The 24,766-nt window shown below is 48.8% G+C and carries 23 protein-coding genes; 19 read left to right on the top strand and 4 right to left on the bottom strand.

Features of this window, described 5'->3' with window-relative positions:
* The first annotated feature begins 33 nt into the window (after positions 1–33).
* A complete protein-coding gene (coaD, locus tag B5F87_RS02505; protein ID WP_087276277.1) occupies positions 34–540 on the top strand; it encodes a pantetheine-phosphate adenylyltransferase in 507 nt (168 codons plus the stop codon).
* Between the two features lie 122 nt (positions 541–662).
* On the top strand, positions 663–1,274 hold the full coding sequence (locus B5F87_RS02500) for a hypothetical protein (RefSeq protein WP_087276275.1): 612 nt from the start codon (positions 663–665) through the stop codon (positions 1,272–1,274).
* A gap of 123 nt (positions 1,275–1,397) precedes the next feature.
* Here the strand turns inward: B5F87_RS02500 and B5F87_RS02495 are convergent, their stop codons facing one another.
* Positions 1,398–2,405: a hypothetical protein gene (locus tag B5F87_RS02495; RefSeq protein WP_087276272.1), complete on the bottom strand. Its 1,008-nt coding sequence runs from the start codon at positions 2,403–2,405 to the stop codon at positions 1,398–1,400.
* A 208-nt stretch (positions 2,406–2,613) separates the two neighbouring features.
* Between B5F87_RS02495 and B5F87_RS02490 the strand changes: the two genes are divergently transcribed.
* The 17 genes from B5F87_RS02490 (at position 2,614) to alaS (ending at position 22,392) form a co-directional block, all read left to right on the top strand.
* Positions 2,614–3,993: a TrpB-like pyridoxal phosphate-dependent enzyme gene (locus B5F87_RS02490; RefSeq protein WP_087276268.1), complete on the top strand. Its 1,380-nt coding sequence runs from the start codon at positions 2,614–2,616 to the stop codon at positions 3,991–3,993.
* 154 nt (positions 3,994–4,147) lie between these two features.
* The gene (locus B5F87_RS02485; protein ID WP_087276265.1) at positions 4,148–4,522 is read left to right on the top strand and encodes a DUF2500 domain-containing protein; all 375 of its coding nucleotides are present in this window, start codon (positions 4,148–4,150) and stop codon (positions 4,520–4,522) included.
* A gap of 156 nt (positions 4,523–4,678) precedes the next feature.
* On the top strand, positions 4,679–5,194 hold the full coding sequence (locus tag B5F87_RS02480; RefSeq protein ID WP_242964226.1) for a hypothetical protein: 516 nt from the start codon (positions 4,679–4,681) through the stop codon (positions 5,192–5,194).
* Positions 5,195–5,244: 50 nt separating this feature from the next.
* A complete protein-coding gene (locus B5F87_RS02475; RefSeq protein ID WP_087276260.1) occupies positions 5,245–5,625 on the top strand; it encodes a mannose-1-phosphate guanylyltransferase in 381 nt (126 codons plus the stop codon).
* 824 nt (positions 5,626–6,449) lie between these two features.
* Complete coding sequence (locus tag B5F87_RS02470) at positions 6,450–6,971, top strand: DUF177 domain-containing protein (protein WP_087276258.1); 522 nt, start codon at positions 6,450–6,452, stop codon at positions 6,969–6,971.
* Between the two features lie 54 nt (positions 6,972–7,025).
* Entirely contained in the window at positions 7,026–7,205 is a 180-nt protein-coding gene (gene rpmF / locus B5F87_RS02465) for a 50S ribosomal protein L32 (RefSeq protein WP_087276255.1), read from the top strand.
* A gap of 166 nt (positions 7,206–7,371) precedes the next feature.
* Complete coding sequence (locus B5F87_RS02460) at positions 7,372–8,259, top strand: DegV family protein (protein WP_087276251.1); 888 nt, start codon at positions 7,372–7,374, stop codon at positions 8,257–8,259.
* A 157-nt stretch (positions 8,260–8,416) separates the two neighbouring features.
* Positions 8,417–9,451: a phosphate acyltransferase PlsX gene (gene plsX, locus B5F87_RS02455; RefSeq protein WP_087276249.1), complete on the top strand. Its 1,035-nt coding sequence runs from the start codon at positions 8,417–8,419 to the stop codon at positions 9,449–9,451.
* Positions 9,452–9,462: 11 nt separating this feature from the next.
* On the top strand, positions 9,463–10,161 hold the full coding sequence (gene rnc / locus B5F87_RS02450) for a ribonuclease III (RefSeq protein ID WP_087276245.1): 699 nt from the start codon (positions 9,463–9,465) through the stop codon (positions 10,159–10,161).
* A gap of 25 nt (positions 10,162–10,186) precedes the next feature.
* Entirely contained in the window at positions 10,187–13,753 is a 3,567-nt protein-coding gene (smc, locus tag B5F87_RS02445; RefSeq protein ID WP_087276243.1) for a chromosome segregation protein SMC, read from the top strand.
* 132 nt (positions 13,754–13,885) lie between these two features.
* Positions 13,886–14,815, top strand: coding sequence for a signal recognition particle-docking protein FtsY (ftsY, locus tag B5F87_RS02440; RefSeq protein ID WP_087276240.1), 930 nt, complete (start codon positions 13,886–13,888; stop codon positions 14,813–14,815).
* Positions 14,816–14,859: 44 nt separating this feature from the next.
* Positions 14,860–16,083, top strand: a complete 1,224-nt coding sequence (ilvA, locus tag B5F87_RS02435) for a threonine ammonia-lyase (protein WP_087276237.1) — start codon at positions 14,860–14,862, stop codon at positions 16,081–16,083.
* Between the two features lie 100 nt (positions 16,084–16,183).
* A complete protein-coding gene (locus B5F87_RS02430; protein WP_158096924.1) occupies positions 16,184–16,576 on the top strand; it encodes a nucleotidyltransferase domain-containing protein in 393 nt (130 codons plus the stop codon).
* A 332-nt stretch (positions 16,577–16,908) separates the two neighbouring features.
* Positions 16,909–18,522, top strand: a complete 1,614-nt coding sequence (locus B5F87_RS02425) for an ATP-binding cassette domain-containing protein (RefSeq protein WP_087276231.1) — start codon at positions 16,909–16,911, stop codon at positions 18,520–18,522.
* 27 nt (positions 18,523–18,549) lie between these two features.
* Positions 18,550–19,302 carry a class I SAM-dependent methyltransferase gene (locus tag B5F87_RS02420; RefSeq protein WP_087276229.1) on the top strand — a complete coding sequence of 251 codons (753 nt, stop codon included), beginning with the start codon at positions 18,550–18,552 and terminating at the stop codon, positions 19,300–19,302.
* Positions 19,303–19,502: 200 nt separating this feature from the next.
* Positions 19,503–19,631, top strand: a complete 129-nt coding sequence (locus tag B5F87_RS20630; protein WP_139109045.1) for a vanadium nitrogenase — start codon at positions 19,503–19,505, stop codon at positions 19,629–19,631.
* 154 nt (positions 19,632–19,785) lie between these two features.
* Entirely contained in the window at positions 19,786–22,392 is a 2,607-nt protein-coding gene (gene alaS / locus B5F87_RS02415) for an alanine--tRNA ligase (RefSeq protein WP_343215723.1), read from the top strand.
* A 219-nt stretch (positions 22,393–22,611) separates the two neighbouring features.
* Here the strand turns inward: alaS and B5F87_RS02410 are convergent, their stop codons facing one another.
* Genes B5F87_RS02410 through B5F87_RS02400 form a run of 3 tightly spaced genes read right to left on the bottom strand, consistent with a single transcriptional unit; the run spans position 22,612 to position 24,505 of the window.
* Positions 22,612–23,445: a hypothetical protein gene (locus B5F87_RS02410; protein WP_087276224.1), complete on the bottom strand. Its 834-nt coding sequence runs from the start codon at positions 23,443–23,445 to the stop codon at positions 22,612–22,614.
* Positions 23,439–24,137: an ABC transporter ATP-binding protein gene (locus B5F87_RS02405; RefSeq protein ID WP_087276221.1), complete on the bottom strand. Its 699-nt coding sequence runs from the start codon at positions 24,135–24,137 to the stop codon at positions 23,439–23,441. The genes B5F87_RS02410 and B5F87_RS02405 overlap by 7 nt, the downstream gene beginning before the upstream one ends.
* The gene (locus B5F87_RS02400) at positions 24,134–24,505 is read right to left on the bottom strand and encodes a GntR family transcriptional regulator (RefSeq protein WP_087276219.1); all 372 of its coding nucleotides are present in this window, start codon (positions 24,503–24,505) and stop codon (positions 24,134–24,136) included. Before B5F87_RS02400 ends, B5F87_RS02405 begins: the two co-directional genes overlap by 4 nt.
* Positions 24,506–24,766: the final 261 nt, after the last annotated feature.

Genomic DNA, 24,766 nt, shown 5'->3' with positions numbered 1-24,766 from the left:
TTTTATTACAGGAAGAGAAAGGTAAGAAAAATTATGGCAACAGCAGTTTATCCGGGAAGTTTTGACCCTATCACCTATGGACATCTGGATATTATCCGCAGAGCGTCGGAAGTATTTGATAAGGTGGTCGTTGGAGTGCTGAAGAATCAGACGAAGACGCCTCTGTTTGATTTTGAGGAAAGGGTAGATATGATTCGGGAGGTGGTAAAGGATTATCCCAATGTGGAGGTGGTATCCTTCCAGGGGCTTTTGATTGAATTTACCAAAAAAATGCATGCGGACGTGATCGTCCGCGGAATCCGCGCCGTCTCCGATTTTGAATATGAACTGATGATGGCGCAGACCAACAAACAGCTGCATCCCGACGTGGAGACGATGTTTTTTGCAACCAGCGCAAAATATTCTTTCCTTAGCTCCAGTACAGTGAGAGAGCTGGCGATGTTTGATGGCGATATTTCTCCGTTCGTACCGAATTATGTGAGGGAAAAGGTTTACGAGAAGATCGGCGAGCACAGGAGTACGGAAGTCGGCGATAAATAAGAGACACATTTGGATCGACAGAATCATAAAATATATAGAAGGAAACCGGATTATGTGGTCCGGCAGCCGGGACAGACAGATGACCTGGAATGTACCGGGAAAGGGATTCAGGAGGAGAGCATATGAATATAGATCAGTTGATTGATGAAATTGAAGTATATATTGATAACTGCAAAACCACTGGCGTTTTAAGCGGAGGCAGTATGATAAAGGTAAACAGAGAAGAACTTCTTGCCATGCTGGATGAACTGCGGACACAGCTTCCGAGAGAGCTGGCGGAGAGCCGCCAGATCATACAGACACGAGAATCGATCATTGCCGATGCGAGAGCTAAAGCAGAAAGGATCGTGCAGGATGCTGCCAAGGAAGCCGGAGTCATGATCGATGACAACGAGATTGTCGCCCTCGCCAACATGCGGGCGGAGGAACTCGTCAGCAACGCCGAGACGGAAGCCGGTGATATCATCAGTCATGCCAGGGAAACATCCCGGACTCTGCAGACCGGCGCTCTCCAGTATACACAGAATATGTTAAGCGGCCTTGAATACATGTATAACAGCATCATTGAGCAGGAAAAGCAGTATTTTGACTCGGTACTGGCCAAGCTGAAAGAAGAACATAAACAGATTCTGGAGGATAAACATGAAATAGACCTCCAGCTGGGAAGCGGTGCCAGAAGCGCACGGAGTAAGGAAGACTTCGAGGCGAAAGATGACGGCGGAGCCCAGGCTTAAAGCCGGTGCAGCGCCGCAGACCTCCATGCTTGGAAGGATGAGTTCAGAAAAATGACAGCATTTGTTCCGACAAGAGGATGAGTTCAGAAAAATGACAGCATTTGTTCCGACAAGAGGATGAGCTCAGAAAAATGACAGCATATGTTCCGTCAAGAGGAAGAGTCCGGCGGACAGCAGAGCACATTTCACTTTGATCAGGAGATAACGGCTCATGGAGAAGGGACAGCTGATGGTGGCGCTGTGAACCTGCGCCATAGTACATAGCCCTCCCAATGAGACAACGGCGGCCATGACGGCGCCCCGGACTATCCCGGACAGGGCCGACATTCGTGACAGCCAGCCAATGCCGGTGGTGATTTCCAGATTGGAAAGCGTTATCTCCGTGACGGTATGCCGGAGCATCGGTTCATGGAGAGTGATGCCGAACAGAATGGAAAAAAGCATCATATAGATGCCGATGGTAAATATGATTTCCAGAGAAGACAGCCACACATCCCTAATCGTGGATGGGGAGGCTGTCTTTCCATTTTTATCCGGTACATGGCGGGGTGCCTGTTGGGCGGGATGGTGTTGGTTTGCGTGGGGCGCTCGTTCACCGGGGTAATATTTGCTTGTGTGGTGGCCTGCCCGGCTGACCAGCAGGCTTCCAAAGCACAAGAGAAGCGGCAGATAAAGACTCAGCACAAACAGATACCAGTCCGCGTCGGTATATCCAGTGAGCGGCCGGACATATCCGATGAGAAACATGGGACTTACAAAAGAGCAGAGAGGCAGAAGCCCATCTGCGGCCCGCTTGGAAAGGATGCCTTTTTCATAAAAGTACCGTACAAAAATCGCGCCTACGGGAAAACCGGAGGATAAACCCAGAAGAAGAACTGTGAGACAGACGGCTGCATGACTGTGACCTGGCAGCGCCCGGCAGGCGGCACGGTAAAAGAGCTGCGGTACATCATAATATATCCACAGTTTGGACAGGATAATAAACGGCAGCAAAACCGGCAGGACGGAAAATGCCCAGGAAGACAGGCCGGATTTCGCATAATCAAGGACAAGAGAAGAATGGGTCAGAAGAAAAAAGAAAGATATGATACATGCAATCTGGCAGATTTTAAGAAGAAAAGATGTTTTCATGGCGTCTTCCTGTGGCAGCTTTGTGTATGTATATGCAGCCGGAGCAGGGAATATGAGAAGATTACCTTGACGGGAACACTTTAATGCGGTAAACTGATACCGGTATATAAAGTTTTGATGATTTTATACCTGATTACATCAATAGATGAAATTAATAAACTTTCCTGTTTATATTTATAAAAGGAATAAAAAAGAAAAGGAGAAACCTATGAGCAGAGAGATTCCATACAAGATTTATCTGGAAGAAAACGAGATGCCGAAACAGTGGTATAATGTCCGTGCGGACATGAAAAAGAAACCGGCTCCCCTGTTAAATCCAGCGACCGGCAAACCGATGACGGCTGAAGAGCTGGAACCTGTATTCTGTGAAGAGCTGGTACAGCAGGAATTGGATGATACCACACCATATATCGACATTCCGCAGGAGATTCAGGATTTTTATAAAATGTATCGTCCGGCTCCGCTTGTTCGGGCATACTGTCTGGAAAAGAAACTGGATACACCGGCTAAGATTTATTATAAATTTGAAGGAAACAATACAAGCGGAAGCCACAAGCTCAACTCTGCCATTGCCCAGGCATACTATGCAAAGAAACAGGGCTTAAAAGGCGTGACCACAGAGACAGGCGCCGGCCAGTGGGGTACAGCCCTTTCCATGGCGTGCGCCTACCTGGATCTGGACTGCAAGGTCTACATGGTAAAGGTATCCTATGAGCAGAAGCCGTTCCGAAGAGAAGTGATGCGCACCTACGGCGCCAGCGTTACCCCGTCTCCGTCTACCACAACAGAAGTCGGAAAGAAGATACTGGAAGCACATCCGGGAACAACAGGAAGCCTTGGCTGCGCCATTTCCGAAGCCGTTGAGGTGGCAACTACTAACGAAGGGTATCGTTATGTACTGGGTAGTGTGTTAAACCAGGTACTGCTGCATCAGTCCATTATCGGTCTGGAAACCAAAACTGCCATGGACAAATACGGCATTAAGCCGGATATGATTATCGGCTGCGCCGGCGGCGGTTCCAATCTGGGAGGTTTGATTTCTCCATTCATGGGCGAGCAGCTCCGCGGAGAAGCTGACTATCAGTTCATTGCCGTAGAACCGGCATCCTGCCCTAGCTTCACACGAGGCAGGTACATGTATGACTTCTGTGATACTGGTATGATCTGTCCTTTGGCAAAAATGTACACATTGGGAAGCGGTTTCATCCCGTCCGCCAACCATGCCGGAGGTCTCCGTTTCCACGGCATGAGTTCCACCCTGTCCGAGCTTTACGACCAGGGTCTTATGGAAGCCCGCGCCGTAGAACAGACGGAAGTTTTTGCGGCGGCTGAACAGTTTGCCCGTATCGAAGGAATCCTCCCGGCGCCGGAGAGCAGTCACGCCATCAAGGTAGCCATTGATGAGGCGCTGAAGTGTAAGGAAACTGGCGAAGAGAAAACCATTCTCTTTGGCCTGACCGGAACCGGATATTTCGATATGGTGGCCTACCAGAGATTCAACGATGGCGAGATGAGTGACTACATTCCGACAGACGAAGAACTGGCGGCAGGATTCGCGGGTATCCCGAAGATTCCGGGAATTCAGTAGAAATATTTTCGGGAATATCGGAAATATTAATTAACGTTTATTCTTTGAAAAATAAATAAGCCTTTTTTGGAAACTCAATCTCCGGGTTTGTGACAAAGCTGTGACAAATCCGGAGAAATTTTATAATAGGATTTTTTTCAGGAGGGAGGCAATCATGTTTGATTTAATGGAAATAATATTTCCTGTGATGTTCATACTGATTATTGCGATGATTATATTTACTTTTGCAAAAGGGATTCAGACCTGGCATGACAATAATAACTCTCCGCGTTTAACCGTACCGGCAAAGATTGTCGCAAAACGCCAGAATACCACGCATCACAATCACCCGAATGCAGGCGATGTATCAGGTGCGCATGGATATCATACAACGGTTCATACTACATACTATGTTACTTTTCAGGTGGAAAGTGGCGACAGGATAGAGATGTCTGTGCCTGGTTCAGAGTATGGAATGTTTGCTGAAGGAGACGAGGGCGAACTGTCATTCCAGGGTACCAGATATCTGTCATTTTACAAGAAAGTTTGAGGAAAGCATAAAGTGATAAAAAGGTTCGATAAAATTGAGGGCAGATACATAGAAAAAATATATGGACAGGACAGATTTGGATATTCCCAATCTGATAATGAGGATTTATATGATTTGATCGTGTGGGCAGAGCAGGGAGGATACCGGGGCTCTGAATTGTTGTTCTATGATTTTCATACCGGAAATGTATATAAACCTTTTGATAAGAAAAGAAATACTGTCTATGGTGCGCCTGTATATGTGGAGAAATTTCTATATTTTTTACAGGGTGATTACGACAGTAAAAAAGTGACTTTGTACAGGTATATGCCAGAGAAAATTCTGGAAAAGGTTGTCCAGTTAAATATGGAAGACGTAAATTTATATAATTTAATAATTATTGGAAATCCTCTGTACATTATCAGTCAGGAAGCAGAGGATGGTTTTCGGTGTTACTATCCGGATAAAATTTCATTCCCGCTAAAAGAACAGCAGTCCGTTATTTTAATAGAGGACGGAAAAGTTTATATAGAAGAATGGGTAGAAGAAGGATGGGATGTTGCAGCTGGTCGTGCAACGGATCAGTATAAATATTACAATCGAATTATCATAAAAAATTTTGCAGGCAATACGATTTCGGAAGAACTTGGATGCTTAAATCAGTCGGCTGATGGAGATTGGTGGATTTCATAATTTATAACCTATGGAAAATATATATGAGAACATACAGGAGGGATAATGCTATGATACATGATTTGATGTATATAGAACTTAAAACAGGTTATTCCGATGATGGACCGGCATGGATCGGATATGTAAAAACTTCAAAAAGCAAAAAAACCATTTATTTTAATGATCACGCCTTTCAAAGATCAATCGGAAGCTGTTCCAATTATGTAGATATTGAAAACGGAGATGAATACTGGATCTCTGGTTTGAAAAAAACAGAGAGTAACCGTCATTGGGACGGACATGGCAAAATTGCCATAGACCGCCGGGCTGTCAGTGAATATCTTGCATTCATAGGCGAAAAAGAATTGCCAGCGAATGTATTTGAGATAGTGGATATAGAAGACAGATTTCCGATAGAGCGGGTGAAACAGTTATTAAATGAGAAAAAATGATATGCTCTATGTATTTTAAAAATGATTTGATTATTTTACATGATGAAGCGATGAATAAATTCTTTTAGTATTTTATCTATTAAAAAACAATATTAATATTGAAGAATTGGCAGCGGCATGGTAGAATATAGCCACGGGGAAACCACAGAGCCGGGCGGCTTACCCTCTTTTTTCGGAGGGGCGTACCCTCCAGACGAAAGAAAGGAGGGCGATGCCAATGTATGTTACATATGCTGATCTGATTCAGCTTCTAATATTCATTGTCTCCCTTGTTGGTCTTGTTTACGAGATTCTCAAGGATAAACGAAAATAGCCGCCAACTACTGGGAATAGCTGACGGCTGACGCTACAAAGCGTTAAATTTAGTTGCTATTGAGGGTAGGCCGCTTCTGTGGCTTCCCTTTTTCTATCCTCAATATAGCATAGAAGCGAGAAAAGTGCAAGAAATATGTTGAGATTTTGAATCGATATTAAGGAGAAGAGTTGTTTATCAATTTGATCAATAATTTGTGTCCACATTCAACGGCAATAATGTTAGATACCTACACCCATCTGACAGAGGAGCAAAAGAAAAAGCGGGAGGCAGCGATCCAAAATATAAGAATATCCTGAGAGTCTGTGACAATCATGTGACAAATTCCTGAACAAAGACGCTATAAGACGGCACAAGACGAATCCTATATAAATAGGAAGAGCTTGATTTTATGCCAGGATAGCACAAGACGGCACAAGATAAAAACATTTGAATCAAGAAAAATTACTTGACAAAGAAAAACCACCTGTGTATAATACCAAGAGTATGAGTACGAAAGGTTGCTGATATTATGACTATTAATATATCGGAAATCTTGGCCAATCCATCTGTGGTCCGAGAGTTTACAGTGGAGCCTTCCTTTGATACATTGAAGTTGAAGCGCGGCAGCTATCCGGTCAGCCGGAAAGCGCCTTTTGTTTTGACCGTATCCAAAGAGGAGGAGAAGCTTCACATCACCGGAGAGACGGAGATTCATATTCTGATTCCCTGTGACCGGTGTCTCGACGAAGTGGATACAGCCTTTCCTATTCGGATTGACTGCCGCTGGAATCCTGATGAGGAAACAGATGGCGCGGAAGACGTAGATGAAATTACTTTCATGGACGGATGTATACTGGATGTAGACAAGCTTATCTCTGATGAGATTGTGGTTGCACTCCCTACAAAGGTTCTGTGTAAAGAAGATTGCAAAGGATTGTGCAGTGTCTGTGGTACCAATCTGAATCACGGCACATGTGACTGTGACCGCCGTGTGGCGGATCCGCGTATGGCAGCAATTCAGGATATCTTTCGAAGCTTTAATCAAGAGTAAAAAGGGTATACGTTCATACGTCTGCAATGATATTGTACAAGAGGAGGTGTGACCATGTCAATTTGTCCAAAGAATAAATCTTCCAAAGGAAGAAGAGACCGCCGTAGAGCAAACTGGAAAATGTCTGCGCCTACATTGGTAAAATGCAGCAAATGTGGAGCATTAACAATGCCACACAGAGTATGTAAAGCATGCGGCAGCTATAACAAAAAAGAAATTATTTCTGCTAACTAATTTTGGAGAAGCAGCTTAAAACCAGGGCTTTTAAAAAAAGGCTCTGGTTTTTTTTGCCGGTGGGCAATGGATAATAACTCCCATATTGCCCCTTCCTGATTCCCTATGTTATAATTTTTCTGAAAAGAATATAATAAACATGAAGCACATAAAAGAGGAGGAACCCATGAAACCTTATGTTATAAGCTGCTGCTCCGCAGCCGATTTGTCAAAGGAGCATTTTGAGAGGAGAGATCTCAAGTATCTGTTTTTTCATTTTGAGCTGGGAGGAACGGAGTACCAGGATGATCTGGGGGCGTCGGTGCCGCCGGAAGAGCTTTACCGCAGAATGTTGGAAGGAGAAAGTACAAAAACGTCTCAGGTGAGCATCGGAGAATACACGGAACATTTTGAGACATTTTTAAAGGAAGGAAAGGATGTCCTTCACGTGACGCTGTCCAGCGGCATTTCCGGTACATTTAATTCTGCCCGCATTGCGGCGGAAGATTTGAAAGAAAAGTATCCGGAGCGGAAGATCTATGTGGTGGATTCTCTGGCGGCTTCCAGCGGATACGGATTGCTCATGGATGCGCTGGCAGACAGGAGAGACGAGGGCATGGATATTGACGCACTGTATCAGTGGTGTGAGGAGCATAAGCGCCAGCTTCATCACTGGTTCTTTTCCACGGATTTGACGTTTTTCATCCGGGGCGGACGTATTTCAAAGGCGTCGGGCTTTATCGGAACCATGCTTAACATCTGTCCGCTTCTCAATGTCAATCATCTGGGACAGCTGATTCCGCGGGAGAAGGTCCGCACCAAGAAGAAGGTCATAAAGCGGATTGTGGAGAAGATGGAAGAACACGCTGAGGGAGGTGTGGAGTACAGCGGCAAATGCTATATCTGTCATTCTCTCTGTGAGGAGGATGCCAGAGCGGTAGCTGATCTGGTGGAAACGCGTTTTCCGAAGATGGCCGGCAGCGTCGAGATTTATCCGATCGGCGCGACCATCGGAAGTCATACCGGGCCGGGAACGGTGGCGCTGTTTTTCTGGGGTGACGAGAGAGTGGATTGAGGATGCCATAGGCCTTTGCGTGGGCGGCCGGAGACGGATGACGTCCGCCTGCGGCAAAGACAGAACGGTGAGAGCTCAACATTTACAAAGAATGGAAAGTATGCTATGATGGCTTGAGGTTTCCGAAAGGAAAAATGGTTTTGAGAAAGGAGTTCGTATGAGTTTCAGTACAGTAGTTGCGCTGGACGCCATGGGCGGAGATAATGCGCCGGGAGAGATTGTAAAGGGTGCGGTTAACGCAATCAATGAAAGAAAAGATATTCAGGTTCAGTTATATGGAGATAAAGACAGAATCGAGGAGGAGCTCGGGAAATATACCTACGACTCCGATCAGATAAAGATTGTTCATACCACGGAGGAGATCAGCTGTGATGAATCTCCGGCAGCGGCTATCAAGAAGAAGAAAGATTCCTCTCTGGTGGCTGCCCTCAAGGCGGTAAAGAACGGCGAGTGTGACGCAGTGGTATCCGCCGGAAGCTCAGGAGCTATTCTCGTGGGCGGACAGGTCATCGTCGGCAAATGTAAAGGCGTGAAACGTGCGCCGTTGGCGCCGATCGTGCCGACAGAGAAAGGGATTTCCCTGCTCATCGACTGCGGAGCAAATGTGGATGCCCGTCCGGAGCATCTGGTACAATTTGCCCAGATGGGTTCCGTCTATATGGAACATGTGGTGGGCGTTCCGAATCCGAAGGTTGCCATCGTAAACATCGGTGCGGAGGAAGCCAAGGGCAACGCGCTGGTGAAAGAGACTTACCCGCTTTTGAAAGAATGTCCGGGCATCAACTTTGTGGGCAGCATTGAGGCAAGGGATATCCCGAAGGGAGACGTGGACGTTATTGTCACGGAAGCTTTCGTGGGAAATGTAATCCTGAAGCTGGAGGAAGGTCTGGCAAAGACCATGATGTCTGTGGTGAAGAAGGGCATGATGTCCTCGCTGGCAGGAAAGATCGGCGGACTTCTTGCGAAGCCGTCCCTGAAAAGAACATTGAAGACTTTTGACGCTTCTGAGCATGGCGGCGCGCCGCTTCTCGGTCTTAAGGGGCTGGTGGTAAAAATCCACGGAAGTTCCACAGCCAAGGAGACAAAGACGGCGATCCTGCAGTGCGTTTCCTTTAAAGAAGCAAGAATAAATGAGAGAATTATGGAATATCTCGCCCCGGCCAAGGAAGAAGCCGGAGAGGGAGCGAGATAGGGAGGCATGAGATGAAGCCTGTAAAATTAGCGGAGCTGGAACAAAAAATCGGCTATACATTTGCAGATAAGAACAAACTGCTGCTGGCCGTGACCCACAGCTCCTATGCCAATGAGCATAAAGGACGAAAAAAGGAAAATAACGAGCGGCTGGAGTTTCTCGGAGACGCGGTTCTGGAAGTGACCGTCTCCGATTACCTGTTCCGGCAGTATCCTTCATACGCGGAAGGAAAGCTCACCAAGCTCCGTTCCAGTCTGGTCTGTGAGTACACCCTGGCCATTTGTGCCCGGGACGTCTCCCTGGGCAGCTATCTTCTTTTGAGCAAGGGAGAGGATCTGACCGGCGGAAGGGAGAGAGATTCCATTCTCTCCGACGCCTTTGAGGCGCTGATCGGCGCCATCTATCTGGACGGCGGCATCGAGGAGGCGGGACGGTTTATCCGCGATCATCTGCTGAAAGATGTGGAAGATAAATCACTGTTTTATGACGCCAAGACGATTCTGCAGGAGATGGTGCAGTCGAAAGGAAACGGACAGCTTCATTATAAGCTGGTGCGGGAGACCGGCCCTGACCATAACAAGGAGTTCACTGTGGAGACCCATATCGGCGATAAGGCTTATGCCGTTGGTGTGGGCAAGACAAAGAAGGGGGCGGAGCAGGTGGCAGCCTACCAGACAATCCTTCTTCTGAAAAAGCAGCAGAAACAGTAAAGTATGGCAGCAGGCAGGTGCATCGATGTATTTAAAAAGTATAGAAATCAATGGATTTAAGTCCTTTGCCAATAAGATCGTGTTTGAGTTTCCACATGGGATCACCGGTATCGTGGGACCAAACGGCAGCGGAAAAAGCAACATCGGCGACGCGGTGCGCTGGGTGCTGGGTGAACAGAGCGCCAAGCAGCTCCGCGGTTCCAAGATGGAGGATGTTATTTTTTCCGGTACCGAGAGCCGGCGGCCGCTGGGATTTGCCTATGTGGCCATTGTCTTTGACAATCGAGACAGAAAGATTGCCCTGGATTACGATGAGGTAAAGGTGGCGAGGCGGGTATACCGCTCCGGGGAGAGCGAGTACCTCATAAACGGCGCCGCCTGCCGGAGAAGAGATATCGTGGAGATTTTTTATGACACGGGTATCGGAAAGGAAGGCTATTCCATCATCGGACAGGGACAGGTGGAGAAAATTCTCAGCGGAAAGATTGAGGACAGCCGGGAGCTTTTTGACGAAGCTGCCGGTATTGCCAAGTATAAGAAGAATCGTTCCGTCACGGAAAAGTCCCTGGAGCAGGAACGGCAGAATCTGGAGAGAGTGACGGACGTTCTCCGGGAACTGGAAGAACGGGTCGGCCCTCTGGAGGAACAGAGCCGCACGGCAAAGGAATATCTGAAATTAAGAGACAGAGAGAAGGAGCTGGATATCCATCTCTTTCTTTATGATTATGAACATACGCAGGAAGAATTAAAGGAGAACGGGAGCCGGCTGGAGATCGTGGAAAAGGATCTGGAAGAGACGAGACAGACCCACGATAAGATCAAGGAGAAAAATGCTTCTCTGCAGCAGGAATCCGAGAGTCTGCTGGCCCGCATTGACGAGACGGAGACAGACAGAGCAAAGCTTTCTTCCAGAAAGGAAGAGCTGGACAGCCAGAATATGCTTCTCGGTCACAAGGTGGAGTCCAACCAGCGGATGATTGCCCACTACGAAGAAATCATCGGTCAGAATCTCGAAGAAAAAGAGAGCAAGATCGCGAAAAGAAAAGAGCAGCAGGAGCAGCTGGCCGGGCAGCAGGAGAAAATCTCCGCGCTGGAAGAGGAAAAGGCCCGTCTGACGGAGGAAAAAGAGCAGCTCACCGGGCAGAAACAGCTGGCAGCCGAGAAGCTGTCCATTCAGAAGGACGCTATTTTTTCCATGATGGACGACCAGCTCGACACCAAGGAAAAGCTAAGCCGTTATGATACCATGGAGGAGCAGCTTCTGATTCGTAATGCGGAATATAACAGCCGGCTCATTGCCCTTCAGTCGGATCTGAAAGAATATAACGGAAAGACCGCCCGGCTGGAAACTTCTCTGGAGGAGACCCAGAAAGAATATGATGAGGCTCTGGCGGCGCTGGAAGCCCTGCAGGAAAAGGAACGGATGCTTTCCGGGGAGGAGCAGCGGCTGAATACGGCTCTTGAGCAGGAGAATCAGGATTTCCTGCGGGCCCGTTCCCGCTACGAGACGCTGGCAGGCTTTACAGAGCGCTATGAAGGATACAATCAGTCCATCAAGCACATCATGGAGCAGAAGAAAAATAATCCGGGCATCATTGGCGTGGTGGCCGACATCATGGAGCTTGACAAAAAATATGAGACCGCCATTGAGATTGCCCTGGGCGGAGCGCTCCAGAACGTGGTCACCGAGGACGATCAGGTGGCAAAGAAGATGATTGCCTTCCTTAAGCAGAACCGGTTCGGCCGGGCGACTTTTCTGCCCCTGACCAATATCCGAAGGCGGAATAACAGTATCCATCCGTCTATTCTTGAGGAAGAGGGAGTGATCGGCATCGCCAGTGATCTGGTGAAGGTGGACGGCCGCTTTGAGGCGCTGGTACAGTTTTTGCTGGGGCGTACCATCGTGGTCGATACCATAGAAAATGCATTGCTCTTATCCAGAAGAAATAATTACAGTCTCCGGGTTGTCACCATCGGCGGCGAGCTGCTGAATCCCGGCGGTTCCATCACCGGCGGTGCCTACCGCCATTCCGGCAATCTGCTGGGAAGAAGAAGAGAGATGGAGGAAAGCCGGGAGAAGATGACGCAGGCAAAAGCATCCTGCGGTGAGATCCGGGAGAAGCTTGCAGAGCTTCAGAAGGAGAAGACAGAAAATCAGAGCAGTCTGGAGGAAAGACAGGACAATGTTACCTCCCTGCAGCTTGCTCTTCACGATCTCGGCCACCAGATTCCGGATCTTCTGGAAAAAGAAAAAGAGCTGAAAGAGAGTATTGAGAGTCTCAAGGACGACCACAAATCTCTGCAGAATCAGCTCCTTGAGATCCGGGCACAGAAAGAGGTGCTGGCGGAAAGTCAGCTGAGCCACGAAAAGATACACGAGAAAAACAGCGACGCCATGGAGCGTCTGGAGAAAGAGATTGCTCTTCTGGAGGAAAAGATACGTACTCTGGAAACTGAGGAGAATCAGCGGATTCTGCAGATTTCCCAGGCAAAGCAGCAGGTGGAATTTTACCGGTCTGACTGCGAGCGTCTGGAGGAGGAGATCCGGGGTTGTGACAGCAGTGTAGAGAGTAATCGTGTTCAGAAGGAAGAACTGCTCCGGCAGAATGAAGAAGCAAAACAGGAACAGCAAAACATTTCCGGAGAAATTGAAACTCTGGCAGAGGAGCTCTGGAAGATTACGGAGAAACTCACCGCCCTGAAAGCGGAGCAGAAAGAGGTATCCGGAAAGCATACGGTCATTTTCCGGGAACTGGAAGAACAAAACGACCGGATGCTGCTGCTTGAGAAGGAGAACGCCCGTCTTGCGGCCCGGAAGGAGAAGCTGGAAGGCGACCTGGAGAGCCGTGTGGATTACATGTGGGAGCAGTATGAACTCACTTATAATTATGCGCTGGAACTGAAACATTATGAGATCGGCGCAGACGTTGCGGCCCAGTACCGCAGGGAGAAAAAGGAGATCGGGCAGCAGATTAAAAAGCTCGGCCCTGTCAACGTGGGCGCCATCGAGGAATATAAGACCGTCGGCGAACGGTATGAATTCCTGCGGGGACAGTATGACGATATCAAGGAAGCGGAGGCGAAGCTTCTGACCATGATCGACGAGCTGAATGCCGCCATGCGGGAGCAGTTTACAGAGAAGTTCGCCCAGATTCGGGAAATGTTCACTACAGTCTTTCGGGATCTGTTTGAGGGCGGTACTGCCGACCTGGAGCTGATGGATGATGAAAATATGCTGGAATGCGGTATCCGCATTGTGGCGCAGCCGCCGGGAAAGAAGCTGCAGAACATCATGCTTTTATCCGGTGGGGAGCGGGCGCTGACAGCCATCGCTCTTCTGTTTGCCATCCAGAAGTTAAAACCGTCGCCGTTCTGTCTCCTTGACGAGATCGAGGCGGCGCTTGACGACGCCAATATCGTGCGTTTTTCCAGGTATCTCAAGAAACTGTCCGCCGACACGCAGTTCATCGTCATCACCCACCGGCGCGGAACCATGAACGCGGCGGAGGCGCTGTACGGCATCACCATGCAGGAAAAAGGTGTTTCCACGCTGATTTCCGTGGATCTCATTGACAAACAGCTGGATGCATAAACGCAGGGGAATGGTCTGGAAGATGTCCATAAGATGGCAGACTGCGCAGGAAGATTTCATAAGGAGCGGATGCACCGACATCAACGGGATTTTTCTGACGTATATTATACCGATAAATAAAGGGGAATAAAAATGGGAGAGAAAAAAGGATTTTTTAGTCGTCTGGTCAGTGGTCTGACCAAGACGAGAAAGAATATTGCCTCGGGACTTGACGCGATTTTCAGCGGATTTTCCAAGATTGACGACGAGTTCTACGAGGAGCTGGAAGAGATCCTCATCATGGGAGATCTGGGCGTGGACACGACCATGAACATCATCGAGAATCTGCAGGAGAGAGTAAAAGAAGAAAAGATCAAAGAGCCGGTGGAGTGTCGTCAGCTTCTTATTGATATTATCAAAGAGCAGATGGCGGTGGATGAGACCGCTTATGAATACGAGAACCGCACTTCCGTTGTGCTGGTCATCGGCGTAAACGGCGTCGGCAAGACCACCACCATCGGTAAGCTTGCCGCCCAGTTAAAGGCGCAGAATAAGAAGGTCATCATGGCGGCGGCGGATACTTTCCGTGCGGCGGCCATCGAGCAGCTCACCGAGTGGTCCCACCGGGCGGGCGTGGATATCATCGCCCAGCAGGAAGGTTCCGACCCGGCGGCGGTGGTATACGACGCCTGCCAGGCGGCCAAATCCAGAAACGCCGATGTGCTTCTTTGTGATACGGCGGGCCGTCTCCACAATAAAAAGAACCTGATGAACGAGCTGTCCAAGATCCGCCGGGTCATCGAACGGGAGTTCCCGGAGGCTTATCTGGAGACCCTCATCGTTCTGGACGGAACGACAGGACAGAACGCGCTGGTGCAAGCAAGACAGTTTAAGGAAGTGACCGATATTTCCGGCATCGTCCTGACCAAGCTGGACGGAACCGCCAAGGGCGGTATCGCCATCGCCATTCAGGCGGAGATGGGAATTCCGGTGAAATACATCGGCATCGGCGAACATATCGAAGACTTACAGAAGTTTGACTCCGATTCATTTGTAGACGCATTATTTGAAAAGACTGAGTAGCCTTCCGCACGGCGGAACGGCTGCGGGACCGAGGAGGAAGAAAAATGAATCAGTTGACCCTTGATAAATTTGAAGAAGCCTATGAACGGGTGCAGGAAGTGATCCTGCCGACTAATTTAATTCAGAGCGACTTCTTCTCACAGACAACAGGCAATAAAGTATATTTAAAACCGGAAAACCTTCAGCTCACCGGCGCGTACAAAATCCGCGGCGCTTATTATAAGATCAGCACTCTGAGCGAGGAAGAAAAGCAGAGAGGTCTTATTACCGCATCTGCAGGAAACCACGCCCAGGGTGTGGCCTACGCCGCCCGCAAGTTCGGAGTTCCGGCGACCATTGTGATGCCGGTTTCCACCCCGCTTCTGAAGGTGAACCGCACCAAGAGTCTTGGCGCGGAAGTGATTCTTCACGGCAATGTCTATGACGAGGCCTGTGATAAGGCGCTGGAATTGGCGGAAGAGCACGGCTATACATTTGTACATCCTTTTGACGATCTGGATGTGGCAACCGGACAGGGCTCCATCGCCATGGAGATTGTAAAAGAACTGCCGACAGTGGACACCATCCTTGTCCCGGTGGGCGGCGGCGGACTTGCCACCGGCGTTTCCACCCTGGCCAAAATGCTTAATCCGAAAATTCACGTTATCGGCGTGGAGCCGGCGGGAGCAAACTGTCTGCAGGCGTCTCTCCGGGCAGGAGCGGTGACGACCCTTGACAGGGTGGATACCATCGCCGACGGTACGGCTGTAAAGACGCCGGGCGAGAACATTTTCCCGTATCTGCAGGAAAATCTTGACGACATTATCACCATCGAGGACGACGAGCTCATCGTCGCATTTCTTGATGTGCTGGAAAACCACAAGCTGCTGGTGGAGAACTCCGGTCTGCTCACCGTGGCAGCTCTGAAACATCTGCCGGCGGAAAACAAAAAGGTGGTTTCTATCTTAAGCGGCGGCAACATGGACATCATCACCCTGTCCTCCGTTGTACAGAACGGTCTCATCCAGCGGTCCAGAATCTTCACTGTCTCTGTACGGCTCCCGGATGTTCCTGGACAGCTCAACAAAGTCTCCGGAGTCATTGCCGACGCCAAAGGAAATGTCATCAAGCTGGAGCACAACCAGTTTATCAGCGTGAACCGGAACAGCTCCGTGGAGCTGATCATCACCATGGAAGCCTTCGGCGAAGAACATAAAAAAAGCATTATTCAGGCGCTGCGGAACGCAGGCTTTGAACCGGAAGAGAGGAATCCGCGGGCGCTGTATTAGAGAGGCATTGTATTAGAGTAGCCTGAAGATTTTCTTGCAGATATATTTTTCGTCCGATATAATAAAGTAAAGCAAATATTTTAAATGGGGGATGATGAATGTGATTATTGCATCAAAATCTTCAAAAGAGGTTCGAAAGTTCAATAAAGAACGCAGTATTCGCTCTTTACAAAAAGCCTGTTCTATTATAAAAAAATCCAGGATAGAGCCGTTTGTTGAAAAACTGATATTATATGGAAGTGCGGCAAGAGGAGAACAGACCTATAACAATGACATAGATTTGTTGCTGGTATTAAAGGATACGGATGAAATACAATCACACAGAGCCTATATTTATATGCTTAAATCAGAACTTACGTCACTGGAAGATGATTTGCCCGATATAGATTTGAATATTGTCATAGGCAATGACTGGGAAAAAAATGAGGATTTATATTATAAAGACATCAGAAGGGAAGGGATTGATGTTTGGAAAAACGAAGCACATATTTAGACTTTGCGGAAAATGATTATATATATTCGCTTGCATCCTCTTCAAAGATATGATATAGTTATGACCGAATAAAAAAGAAAGGCACATGTTTTCATGTGTAGGTGAGGAAATGTTCAGATAATCTTATTTGGTAACAGACAGACGATAATGATCCCGTTTACAGTGAGGGGATTTGTTTGTGATACCGGATAAGAAGAATGGCATTTTCGTGAAACCTGTGTTTTTTTGCATCAGGTTTCTTTTGGTGCATTCATCGGCTGTCCGGTATCGGGCAGCCGTTTTTTCTTTCCCGGGAACTCACTGTAAAGGGAAAACAGTGAGGAGGGATTATCATGATACAGGTAAAGAACCTGCATTTGATGCATAAAAAAGATCTGCGGCCGATTCTTGAGAATTTCAGCTTTGCGCTGAACCCGGGCGATAAGGCGGTCGTCATCGGGGAAGAGGGCAATGGAAAGTCCACGCTCCTGAAGTGGCTGGTGAATCCGGCTCTGGTGGAAGATTATGTGGAAGCGGAGGGCGAGCGCATCACGGGCGGCGCCAGAATCGGATATCTGCCTCAGGAGCTGCCCGCAGAAGAAAAAGAGCGGACGCTCTATGAGTTTTTCTGTGAGGAAGAACAGTTTTTCCAGTGGAGTCCGAAGGAGCTTAGCAAATTGGCGCAGGAACTGGGGCTGCCGACCGATTTTTATTACGGAGAACAGCAAATGTACACCCTGTCAGGCGGCGAGAAGGTGAAAGCGCAGATGGCAAGGCTTCTTCTGGGAGAGCCGGATGTGTTTTTGCTGGATGAGCCGTCCAACGATATTGATATTCCAACGCTGCTGTGGATGGAACGATTTATCAGAGAATCCGAACAACCGGTGTTGTACATTTCCCATGATGAGACCCTCATCGAGCGGACGGCCAATGTGGTGATTCATCTGGAACAGATTCGCAGGAAGACCGTGAGCCGCCACACCGTGGCGCGGATGCCGTACCGGGAATATCTTTCCCACCGGGAAAATGTCATGGACAACCAGATGCAGGCAGCGCTTAACGAGCGGCGGCAGGAGCGGATCCGCCGGGAGAAGCTGAACCGGATCATGCAGCGGGTGGAACACGAACAGAGCGCCATCTCCCGCCAGAATCCCCACGGCGGCCAGCTTCTCAAAAAGAAGATGAAAGCAGTCAAATCCATGGAGAAACGCTTCGACAAGGCGGCGGGACAGATGACGGAAAGACCGGAAGAAGAGGAGGCTATCCTGCTGCGATTTTCGCCGGATATCCGCCTGCCGGCCGGAAAGATTGTGCTGGACTTTCATCTGGATGCCCTGGTAGCTGGGGAAACAGAGCCAGACTTTCGCCGGGCCGGACTGGCGGAGGAGAAAAAGGGAGAAGGCACAGAGCCCGCTCCGTCCCGTGTGCTGGCCCGGAATATTCATCTTTTTGTCCGGGGACCGGAAAGAATCTGTATCGTCGGAAAAAATGGCGTTGGAAAGACCACCCTGCTGAAACGCATTGCTGAGGAGCTTCTGCCCCGGCAGGATATCCGCGCCGCCTATATGCCGCAAAACTATGAGGACCTGCTGGAGCTTGACAAGACGCCGGTGGATTATCTGTCAGAGAGCGGCGGTAAGGAGGAGATCACCAGAATTCGAACCTGGCTTGGTTCCATGAAATATACCGCCGACGAGATGCAGCATGCCATCCGGGAGCTGTCCGGCGGACAGAAAGCGAAGATATTTTTTCTGAAAATGAATCTTTCCGGAGCAAATGTACTGGTTCTCGACGAGCCAACCCGCAACTTTTCCCCGCTGTCCAACCCGGTGATCCGTCAGGTACTTCTGGACTTTGGCGGCGCGATCATCAGTATTTCCCATGACAGGAAATATATTGAGGAAGTGTGCGAGACGGTCTATGAACTGACGGAAGACGGGCTGTGCAAGGTGACGAAAGATAATTAAAGTGACATATAAATGAGGAGCAAGGGTATGAAAGAAAATCGATACGATGATGAACAGTTTTTCAAAAAATACAGCGAGATGTCCCGCTCAAAGGATGGGCTTGTCGGCGCAGGTGAATGGTACGCGCTCAAGCAGATTCTCCCGGATTTTCGTGGAAAAAAGGTGCTGGATCTGGGCTGTGGTTATGGATGGCACTGTAAATACGCCGCAGACAACGGTGCGGTTTCCGTTCTGGGAACGGATATTTCCCGCAGGATGCTGGAGACGGCCCGGCAGAAGAACAGCGACAGCAGGATTACCTACCAGCTCTCTGCCATGGAAGACCTGCGTTTTCCGGAGCAGAACTTTGACTGCGTTATCAGTTCACTGGCCTTTCATTACGTGAAGGACTTTCCGGCGCTGGTGGCGCGCATCGGGCGCTGGCTGAAGCCCGGCGGAGACTTTGTCTTTTCGGTGGAGCATCCGACATTCACGGCTTACGGCTCCCAGGACTGGTATTATGATGCCGACGGCAGAATTCTGCATTTTCCGGTGGACAATTATTACTATGAGGGACAGCGGGACGCCGTTTTTCTGGGCGAGCATGTGGTAAAATATCACCGAACGCTGACCACCTATCTGGAGACTTTGCTGCAAAACGGTTTTACTCTCCGGCATGTCATTGAGCCGCAGCCGCCGGAAGATATGATGAATCTGGAGGGCATGAAGGATGAAATGCGCCGGCCGATGATGCTTCTGGTGGCGGCGAAAAAGTGCGGCCAGGGGAAAGAAGTGGAATAAATGCATTGTGGTATCTTATTCTTTATAGAAGACAGAAATCACAAAAATATATTTACACATTTTCCCCGATTGTGCTATAATCGTTAATATCTGCGAATACTAATGAGGCACAGAGTTGCCGCATTGTACTGTCCGCGTATACTTTTGAATGAGAATAAGCGGACAGGGGCAAAAGCGTAGAATGTAAAGGGGGCTTTGGTATGTCGGCAGTATTTGGGGCATTTATGCAGTATTTATTAACAGCGGTTTATTATATCGCCATTGCCGGACTTGGAATTTTTGCAGGAAAGAAGCTTCTGCAGAGAAAAAAGAGACGGGCAGAGCGCTGAGAACCGACTGACGGTCCCATAGATATTTCCGGGTGCTGGAGGAAACAAAGAAGGTATTGTTTCATTCAGCACCCTTTACCCTGCATGCAGGGATATATCGTAAAAGTAGGAGGATAAGACATTGAAAAAATATGGTGTAAATGAACTGCGGAAAATGTTTCTTGACTATTTTGAGACCAAGGAACATCTGGTGATGAAGAGCTTCTCACTGGTTCCGCATAACGATAACAGTCTGTTGTTGATCAACGCAGGTATGGCGCCGTTAAAGCCGTACTTTACCGGACAGGAGATCCCGCCGAGAAGACGGGTGGCAACCTGCCAGAAATGTATCCGTACCGGCGATATTGAGAACGTGGGTAAAACTGCCCGCCACGGTACATTTTTTGAGATGCTGGGTAACTTCTCCTTCGGCGATTATTTTAAGAAGGAAGCCATTACCTGGTCCTGGGAGTTTCTCACAGAGATAGTGGGACTGGATCCGGATCGTCTGTATCCGTCCGTATATCTGGAGGATGATGAGGCGTTCGCCATCTGGAGAGACGAGATCGGCATCGCACCGGAGCGCATTTACAAGTTTGGAAAAGAAGATAACTTCTGGGAGCACGGCGCAGGCCCTTGCGGTCCATGTTCCGAGATCTACTATGACCGCGGGGAGAAATACGGCTGCGGCAAAGACACCTGTACAGTAGGCTGCGACTGCGACCGGTACATGGAAGTGTGGAACAACGTATTTACCCAGTTTGAAAATGACGGACATAACAATTATACTCTGCTGGAGCAGAAGAACATCGATACCGGTATGGGCCTCGAGCGTCTGGCAGTGGTTGTGCAGGACGTGGATTCCATCTTTGACGTGGACACCATCCGCTCTCTGAGAGACAAAGTCTGCGAGATGGCTCATAAGACTTACAAAGAGAAAGAAGAGGACGATATCTCCATCCGTCTGATCACCGATCACATCCGTTCCGCTACCTTCATGATCTCTGACGGTATCATGCCGAGCAATGAAGGTCGCGGCTACGTGCTTCGTAGAATTATCCGCCGGGCAGCCCGCCACGGAAAGATCCTTGGCATTGACGGACAGTTCCTGGCAGAGCTCAGCAAGACGGTGATCGAAGGTTCTAAAGACGGTTATCCGGAGCTGGAAGAGAAGAAGGAATTTATCTTTAATGTGCTGACTCAGGAAGAGAGCAAGTTCAGCAAGACCATCGATCAGGGTCTTAGCATCTTAAGTGAGCTGGAAAATGAACTGAAAGAAAGCGGTAAGACAGAGCTTTCCGGTGAGGAAGCGTTCAAATTATATGATACTTACGGATTTCCTCTGGATCTGACCAAGGAGATCCTCGGCGAGAAAGGCTACAGCATCGATGAGGAAGGCTTCAAAGCCTGCATGGAAGAGCAGAGAGTGAAAGCAAGATCCGCCAGAAAGACCACCAACTACATGGGTGCTGACGTGACCGTTTACGAGTCCATCGATCCGTCCATCACCACTACATTTGTGGGCTACGACCATGACGAGTATGATTCCAAGATCACAGTCATGACCACCGATACGGAGATTACCGAGGCCCTCACCGACGGACAGGTGGGAACCATCTTCGTGGAAGAGACTCCATTTTACGCCACCGGCGGCGGACAGCATGCCGACACCGGCGTGATTCGCTGCAAGGACGGAGAGTTCGTGGTGGAAGATACGGTGAAGATGCTTGGAGACAAGGTCGGACATATCGGACGTGTGACAAAGGGTATGTTCAAGACCGGCGATACGGTAACCCTTTCCATCAACACTGAGCAGAGAAACGATACGAGAAAGAACCACAGCGCAACTCATCTGCTGCAGAAAGCACTTCGTACCGTGCTGGGAAGCCATGTGGAGCAGGCCGGTTCCTACAACGATAAAGACCGTCTGCGTTTTGACTTCTCCCACTTCCAGGCTATGACACCGGAAGAGATCGCACAGGTGGAAGAGATTGTCAACAAAGAAATCGCTGCACAGCTTCCTGTTGTGACACAGATCATGACCGTGGAAGAAGCAAAACAGACCGGAGCCATGGCGCTTTTTGGTGAAAAATACGGCGAGAAGGTGCGCGTGGTCAGCATGGGCGACTTCTCCAAAGAGTTCTGTGCAGGTACTCACGTATCCAACACCGGCGATATCAAGACATTTAAGATTATCTCCGAGACCGGCGTAGCTGCCGGCGTGCGCCGTATCGAGGCCATTACCGGCAACAACGTGCTGAAGTATTACCAGGATGAGGAGCAGATGCTTCTGGAAGCTGCCAAAGCAGCTAAGGCAGATCCGCATAAACTCACCGAGAGAATCCATGCGCTGCTTGACGAAGTGAAAGCTCTCTCCTCTGAGAACGAGAAACTGAAAGATCAGATTGCCAAGAGCGAAGTGGCAGACGTTATGAGCCAGGTAGAGGAAGCCGGCGCATACAAAGTGCTTCCGGTATCCGTAAAAGACGTGGACATGAACGCTCTCCGTACTCTGGGCGACGACCTGAAAGAAAAAATCGGCAGCGGCGTCGTGGTACTTGTCTCCGACATGGGCGGCAAAGTGAACCTCATTGTCACCGTCACCGACGACGCAGTAAAAGCAGGAGCCCATGCCGGCAAGATTATCAAAGAAGCAGCAGCCCTCGTTGGCGGTGGCGGCGGCGGACGTCCGAACATGGCGCAGGCCGGCGGAAAGAACCCGGCAGGCATCAAAGACGCCCTGGCAAAAGCTGTGGAGCTGGCAAAAGAGCAGCTGGCATAGGATGTTCGGCTGGCAAGCCGTTGGAATATCAAAAAGAAAATAAAGAATAAGACAAAAGAAAATCCCTGCAGCAGTTCAAATGTATTGAATCTCTGCAGGGATTTCTTCTATATTATTTTATTTTTGTAAAAATAACATTACTGCCAGGCTGCGTTCTGCTCAGCAAGAATATTGTTATTGCTGAGCAGCGTTCCATCGCTCTGATTCGCGTGATTTCTCTTACTCCAGATTCAGTTTTTTCGTCATAATGTACTTTGTCACAAAGAAGAATACCAGTATTGCGATGATCTCACATATAACAGATACAAGGAACATCGGTGTCAGGATGCTTCCCACATAGTAGGATGCTTCTGCGCTGGTCATTCCCGTGGTGTCCATGGAGCCGGCCGTGAAGCCTAAGCCTGTTATCACAAGCACGATTGTGGAGATGATCTGAATGATAATGTAGCTTGCAATGTAGACGCCGATGGCTCCGAGAATCTTGTGATTCGGAATGAGGCTGCCCACGGCCACACAGAAGTACATGTGGATGATCATCAGGAACGGAGCCAGCAGGATCATGACCAGAAGAATCCAGCAGAATGCCGGCAGTCCGCCCATATAATAGAGCACACGGCCGAGAGCCGGAAGCAGCACGGACATAAATTCGCCGTTTGCAAACATGATCAGCAGAGCGACGGCAAGAACCGCCAGGTCGATGACGGTCCACAAGAGCGCGGTCAGCCCTTTGGAGACGATGATCTGCGTCGGTGTCACCGGCAGGGTGTTGGTCAGGTATCCCTGGTCGGTAAATACATTTTTGTAGAATCGGTAAGCGATATATACCGAGGTAAACATGGCGGCGCAGCAGATGAATAATACGATGGCGAAAATAATCAGTGCCGCAATGATTTCCACGATATCATTGACCTCCCCGGATATTGCCATATCAACGCCGCCGCTTACTTCAAAGAAGATGCGGGAGAGGATGGCAAAAATAAGGATGAAGCCGTGGATAACCACAAGCAGTTTGGATATTGCTATCCATTCGTGTTTAAATAATTTTCCTAACATTTGAACACATCCCGGAATAAGTCGTCGACGGATTTGCCTTCCTTGTCGCGGATGGTCTCCACTTCTTCCTGCATCCGGATGTGGCCGTTCTGGATAAAGACAACTTCGTCGAGAATATTTTCCACATCACTGATCAGATGGGTGGACAGCAGGATGGTGGCGTCCGGTTCATAATTATTGATAATGGTACTTAAAATGTAATCCCTGGCGGCCGGGTCCACGCCGGCGATGGGTTCGTCGAGACAGTAAAGCTTCGCCCGGCGGCTCATGACCAGGATGAGCTGTACCTTTTCCTTGTTGCCCTTCGATAAAGTCTTGATGCGCAGTGAAGGATCAAGATTTACTTTCTTAAGCATTTTTAACGCTTTGTTCCGGTCGAAGTCCCGGTAGAAATCCCCGAAATAATCAATGGCTTCCGCTATTCTCATGGATTCGTCAAGATACGTGCGCTCCGGAAGATAGGAGACGATGGACTTGCTTCTGACGCCGGGCGCCGTGCCGTCGATGAGAATCTCACCCTCGGTCGGCATCAGCAGGCCGTTGATCAATTTGATCAAGGTGGTCTTGCCGCTGCCGTTTGGTCCCAGCAGGCCGATGATCCGTCCGGATTTCAGAGACAGATTAATGCCTGAGAGCGCCTGGGTGCGGCCGTATCGTTTGCTTAAATTCTTACATTCCAGAATCGTTTTCATGCTTTCCCCTCTTTCATCATTTTCTCAATGAGCACGATGGTTTTTTGACTGCTGAATCCCATCTGCTGCATTTTTTCAAAAAATTCTCTTATTTGAGCTGTCGCCAGCTCCTCCCTCATTTTTTCAATCATGGCTGTATCCTCTGTAATAAATCTGCCGCTTGTTCTTGCGGAATGTACAAGGTTCTCTCTCTCAAGCTCTGCCAGCGCCTTCTGCATGGTGTTGGGATTCACGCCGGCTTCCGAGGCCAGGTCCCGGACGGACGGAAGTCTTGCGCCGGGCTGATATTTGCCTGCGAGGATGTCGAGCTGGATCCGTTCCACAAGCTGTGTGTAGATTGGGCGGCTGGAATCAAGGTTCCAAGGCATATGCTCACCTCCTTAAATTATTGAGTGTGTTATTGTATTAATAACTTAGTACAATAATACATTCATACAGAGGATATGTCAAGAGTTTTTTAAAAAAGGGATGTCATAATTCTATTGGCTTCAGATACTGGGTAGTTCACAAGCACGACAAACGCATGAATGAATAAATTGTGAACATCCATCCTGATTTTCTGGTATACTCAAAGAAAAAAGGATAGGAGTTCTTCTATGAAAGCACTTTTAGATTATGTAAGCACAGTA

This window comes from Eubacterium sp. An3 (assembly GCF_002159465.1).
In the GTDB taxonomy this organism is placed as follows: domain Bacteria; phylum Bacillota; class Clostridia; order Lachnospirales; family Lachnospiraceae; genus Anaerobutyricum; species Anaerobutyricum stercoris.
Note: the sequence above shows the minus strand (reverse complement) of the source record. Positions and strands in the feature narration are given on the sequence as shown.

What these genes read in the sequence shown, in the direction of transcription:
- coaD (WP_087276277.1), top strand. Translation starts at nt 34, where the DNA reads ATGGCAACAGCAGTTTATCCGGGAAGTTTTGACCCTATCACCTATGGA.
- B5F87_RS02500 (WP_087276275.1), top strand. Translation starts at nt 663, where the DNA reads ATGAATATAGATCAGTTGATTGATGAAATTGAAGTATATATTGATAAC.
- B5F87_RS02495 (WP_087276272.1), bottom strand. Translation starts at nt 2,405, where the DNA reads ATGAAAACATCTTTTCTTCTTAAAATCTGCCAGATTGCATGTATCATA.
- B5F87_RS02490 (WP_087276268.1), top strand. Translation starts at nt 2,614, where the DNA reads ATGAGCAGAGAGATTCCATACAAGATTTATCTGGAAGAAAACGAGATG.
- B5F87_RS02485 (WP_087276265.1), top strand. Translation starts at nt 4,148, where the DNA reads ATGTTTGATTTAATGGAAATAATATTTCCTGTGATGTTCATACTGATT.
- B5F87_RS02475 (WP_087276260.1), top strand. Translation starts at nt 5,245, where the DNA reads ATGATACATGATTTGATGTATATAGAACTTAAAACAGGTTATTCCGAT.
- B5F87_RS02470 (WP_087276258.1), top strand. Translation starts at nt 6,450, where the DNA reads ATGACTATTAATATATCGGAAATCTTGGCCAATCCATCTGTGGTCCGA.
- rpmF (WP_087276255.1), top strand. Translation starts at nt 7,026, where the DNA reads ATGTCAATTTGTCCAAAGAATAAATCTTCCAAAGGAAGAAGAGACCGC.
- B5F87_RS02460 (WP_087276251.1), top strand. Translation starts at nt 7,372, where the DNA reads ATGAAACCTTATGTTATAAGCTGCTGCTCCGCAGCCGATTTGTCAAAG.
- plsX (WP_087276249.1), top strand. Translation starts at nt 8,417, where the DNA reads ATGAGTTTCAGTACAGTAGTTGCGCTGGACGCCATGGGCGGAGATAAT.
- rnc (WP_087276245.1), top strand. Translation starts at nt 9,463, where the DNA reads ATGAAGCCTGTAAAATTAGCGGAGCTGGAACAAAAAATCGGCTATACA.
- smc (WP_087276243.1), top strand. Translation starts at nt 10,187, where the DNA reads ATGTATTTAAAAAGTATAGAAATCAATGGATTTAAGTCCTTTGCCAAT.
- ftsY (WP_087276240.1), top strand. Translation starts at nt 13,886, where the DNA reads ATGGGAGAGAAAAAAGGATTTTTTAGTCGTCTGGTCAGTGGTCTGACC.
- ilvA (WP_087276237.1), top strand. Translation starts at nt 14,860, where the DNA reads ATGAATCAGTTGACCCTTGATAAATTTGAAGAAGCCTATGAACGGGTG.
- B5F87_RS02425 (WP_087276231.1), top strand. Translation starts at nt 16,909, where the DNA reads ATGATACAGGTAAAGAACCTGCATTTGATGCATAAAAAAGATCTGCGG.
- B5F87_RS02420 (WP_087276229.1), top strand. Translation starts at nt 18,550, where the DNA reads ATGAAAGAAAATCGATACGATGATGAACAGTTTTTCAAAAAATACAGC.
- B5F87_RS20630 (WP_139109045.1), top strand. Translation starts at nt 19,503, where the DNA reads ATGTCGGCAGTATTTGGGGCATTTATGCAGTATTTATTAACAGCGGTT.
- alaS (WP_343215723.1), top strand. Translation starts at nt 19,786, where the DNA reads ATGTTTCTTGACTATTTTGAGACCAAGGAACATCTGGTGATGAAGAGC.
- B5F87_RS02410 (WP_087276224.1), bottom strand. Translation starts at nt 23,445, where the DNA reads ATGTTAGGAAAATTATTTAAACACGAATGGATAGCAATATCCAAACTG.
- B5F87_RS02405 (WP_087276221.1), bottom strand. Translation starts at nt 24,137, where the DNA reads ATGAAAACGATTCTGGAATGTAAGAATTTAAGCAAACGATACGGCCGC.
- B5F87_RS02400 (WP_087276219.1), bottom strand. Translation starts at nt 24,505, where the DNA reads ATGCCTTGGAACCTTGATTCCAGCCGCCCAATCTACACACAGCTTGTG.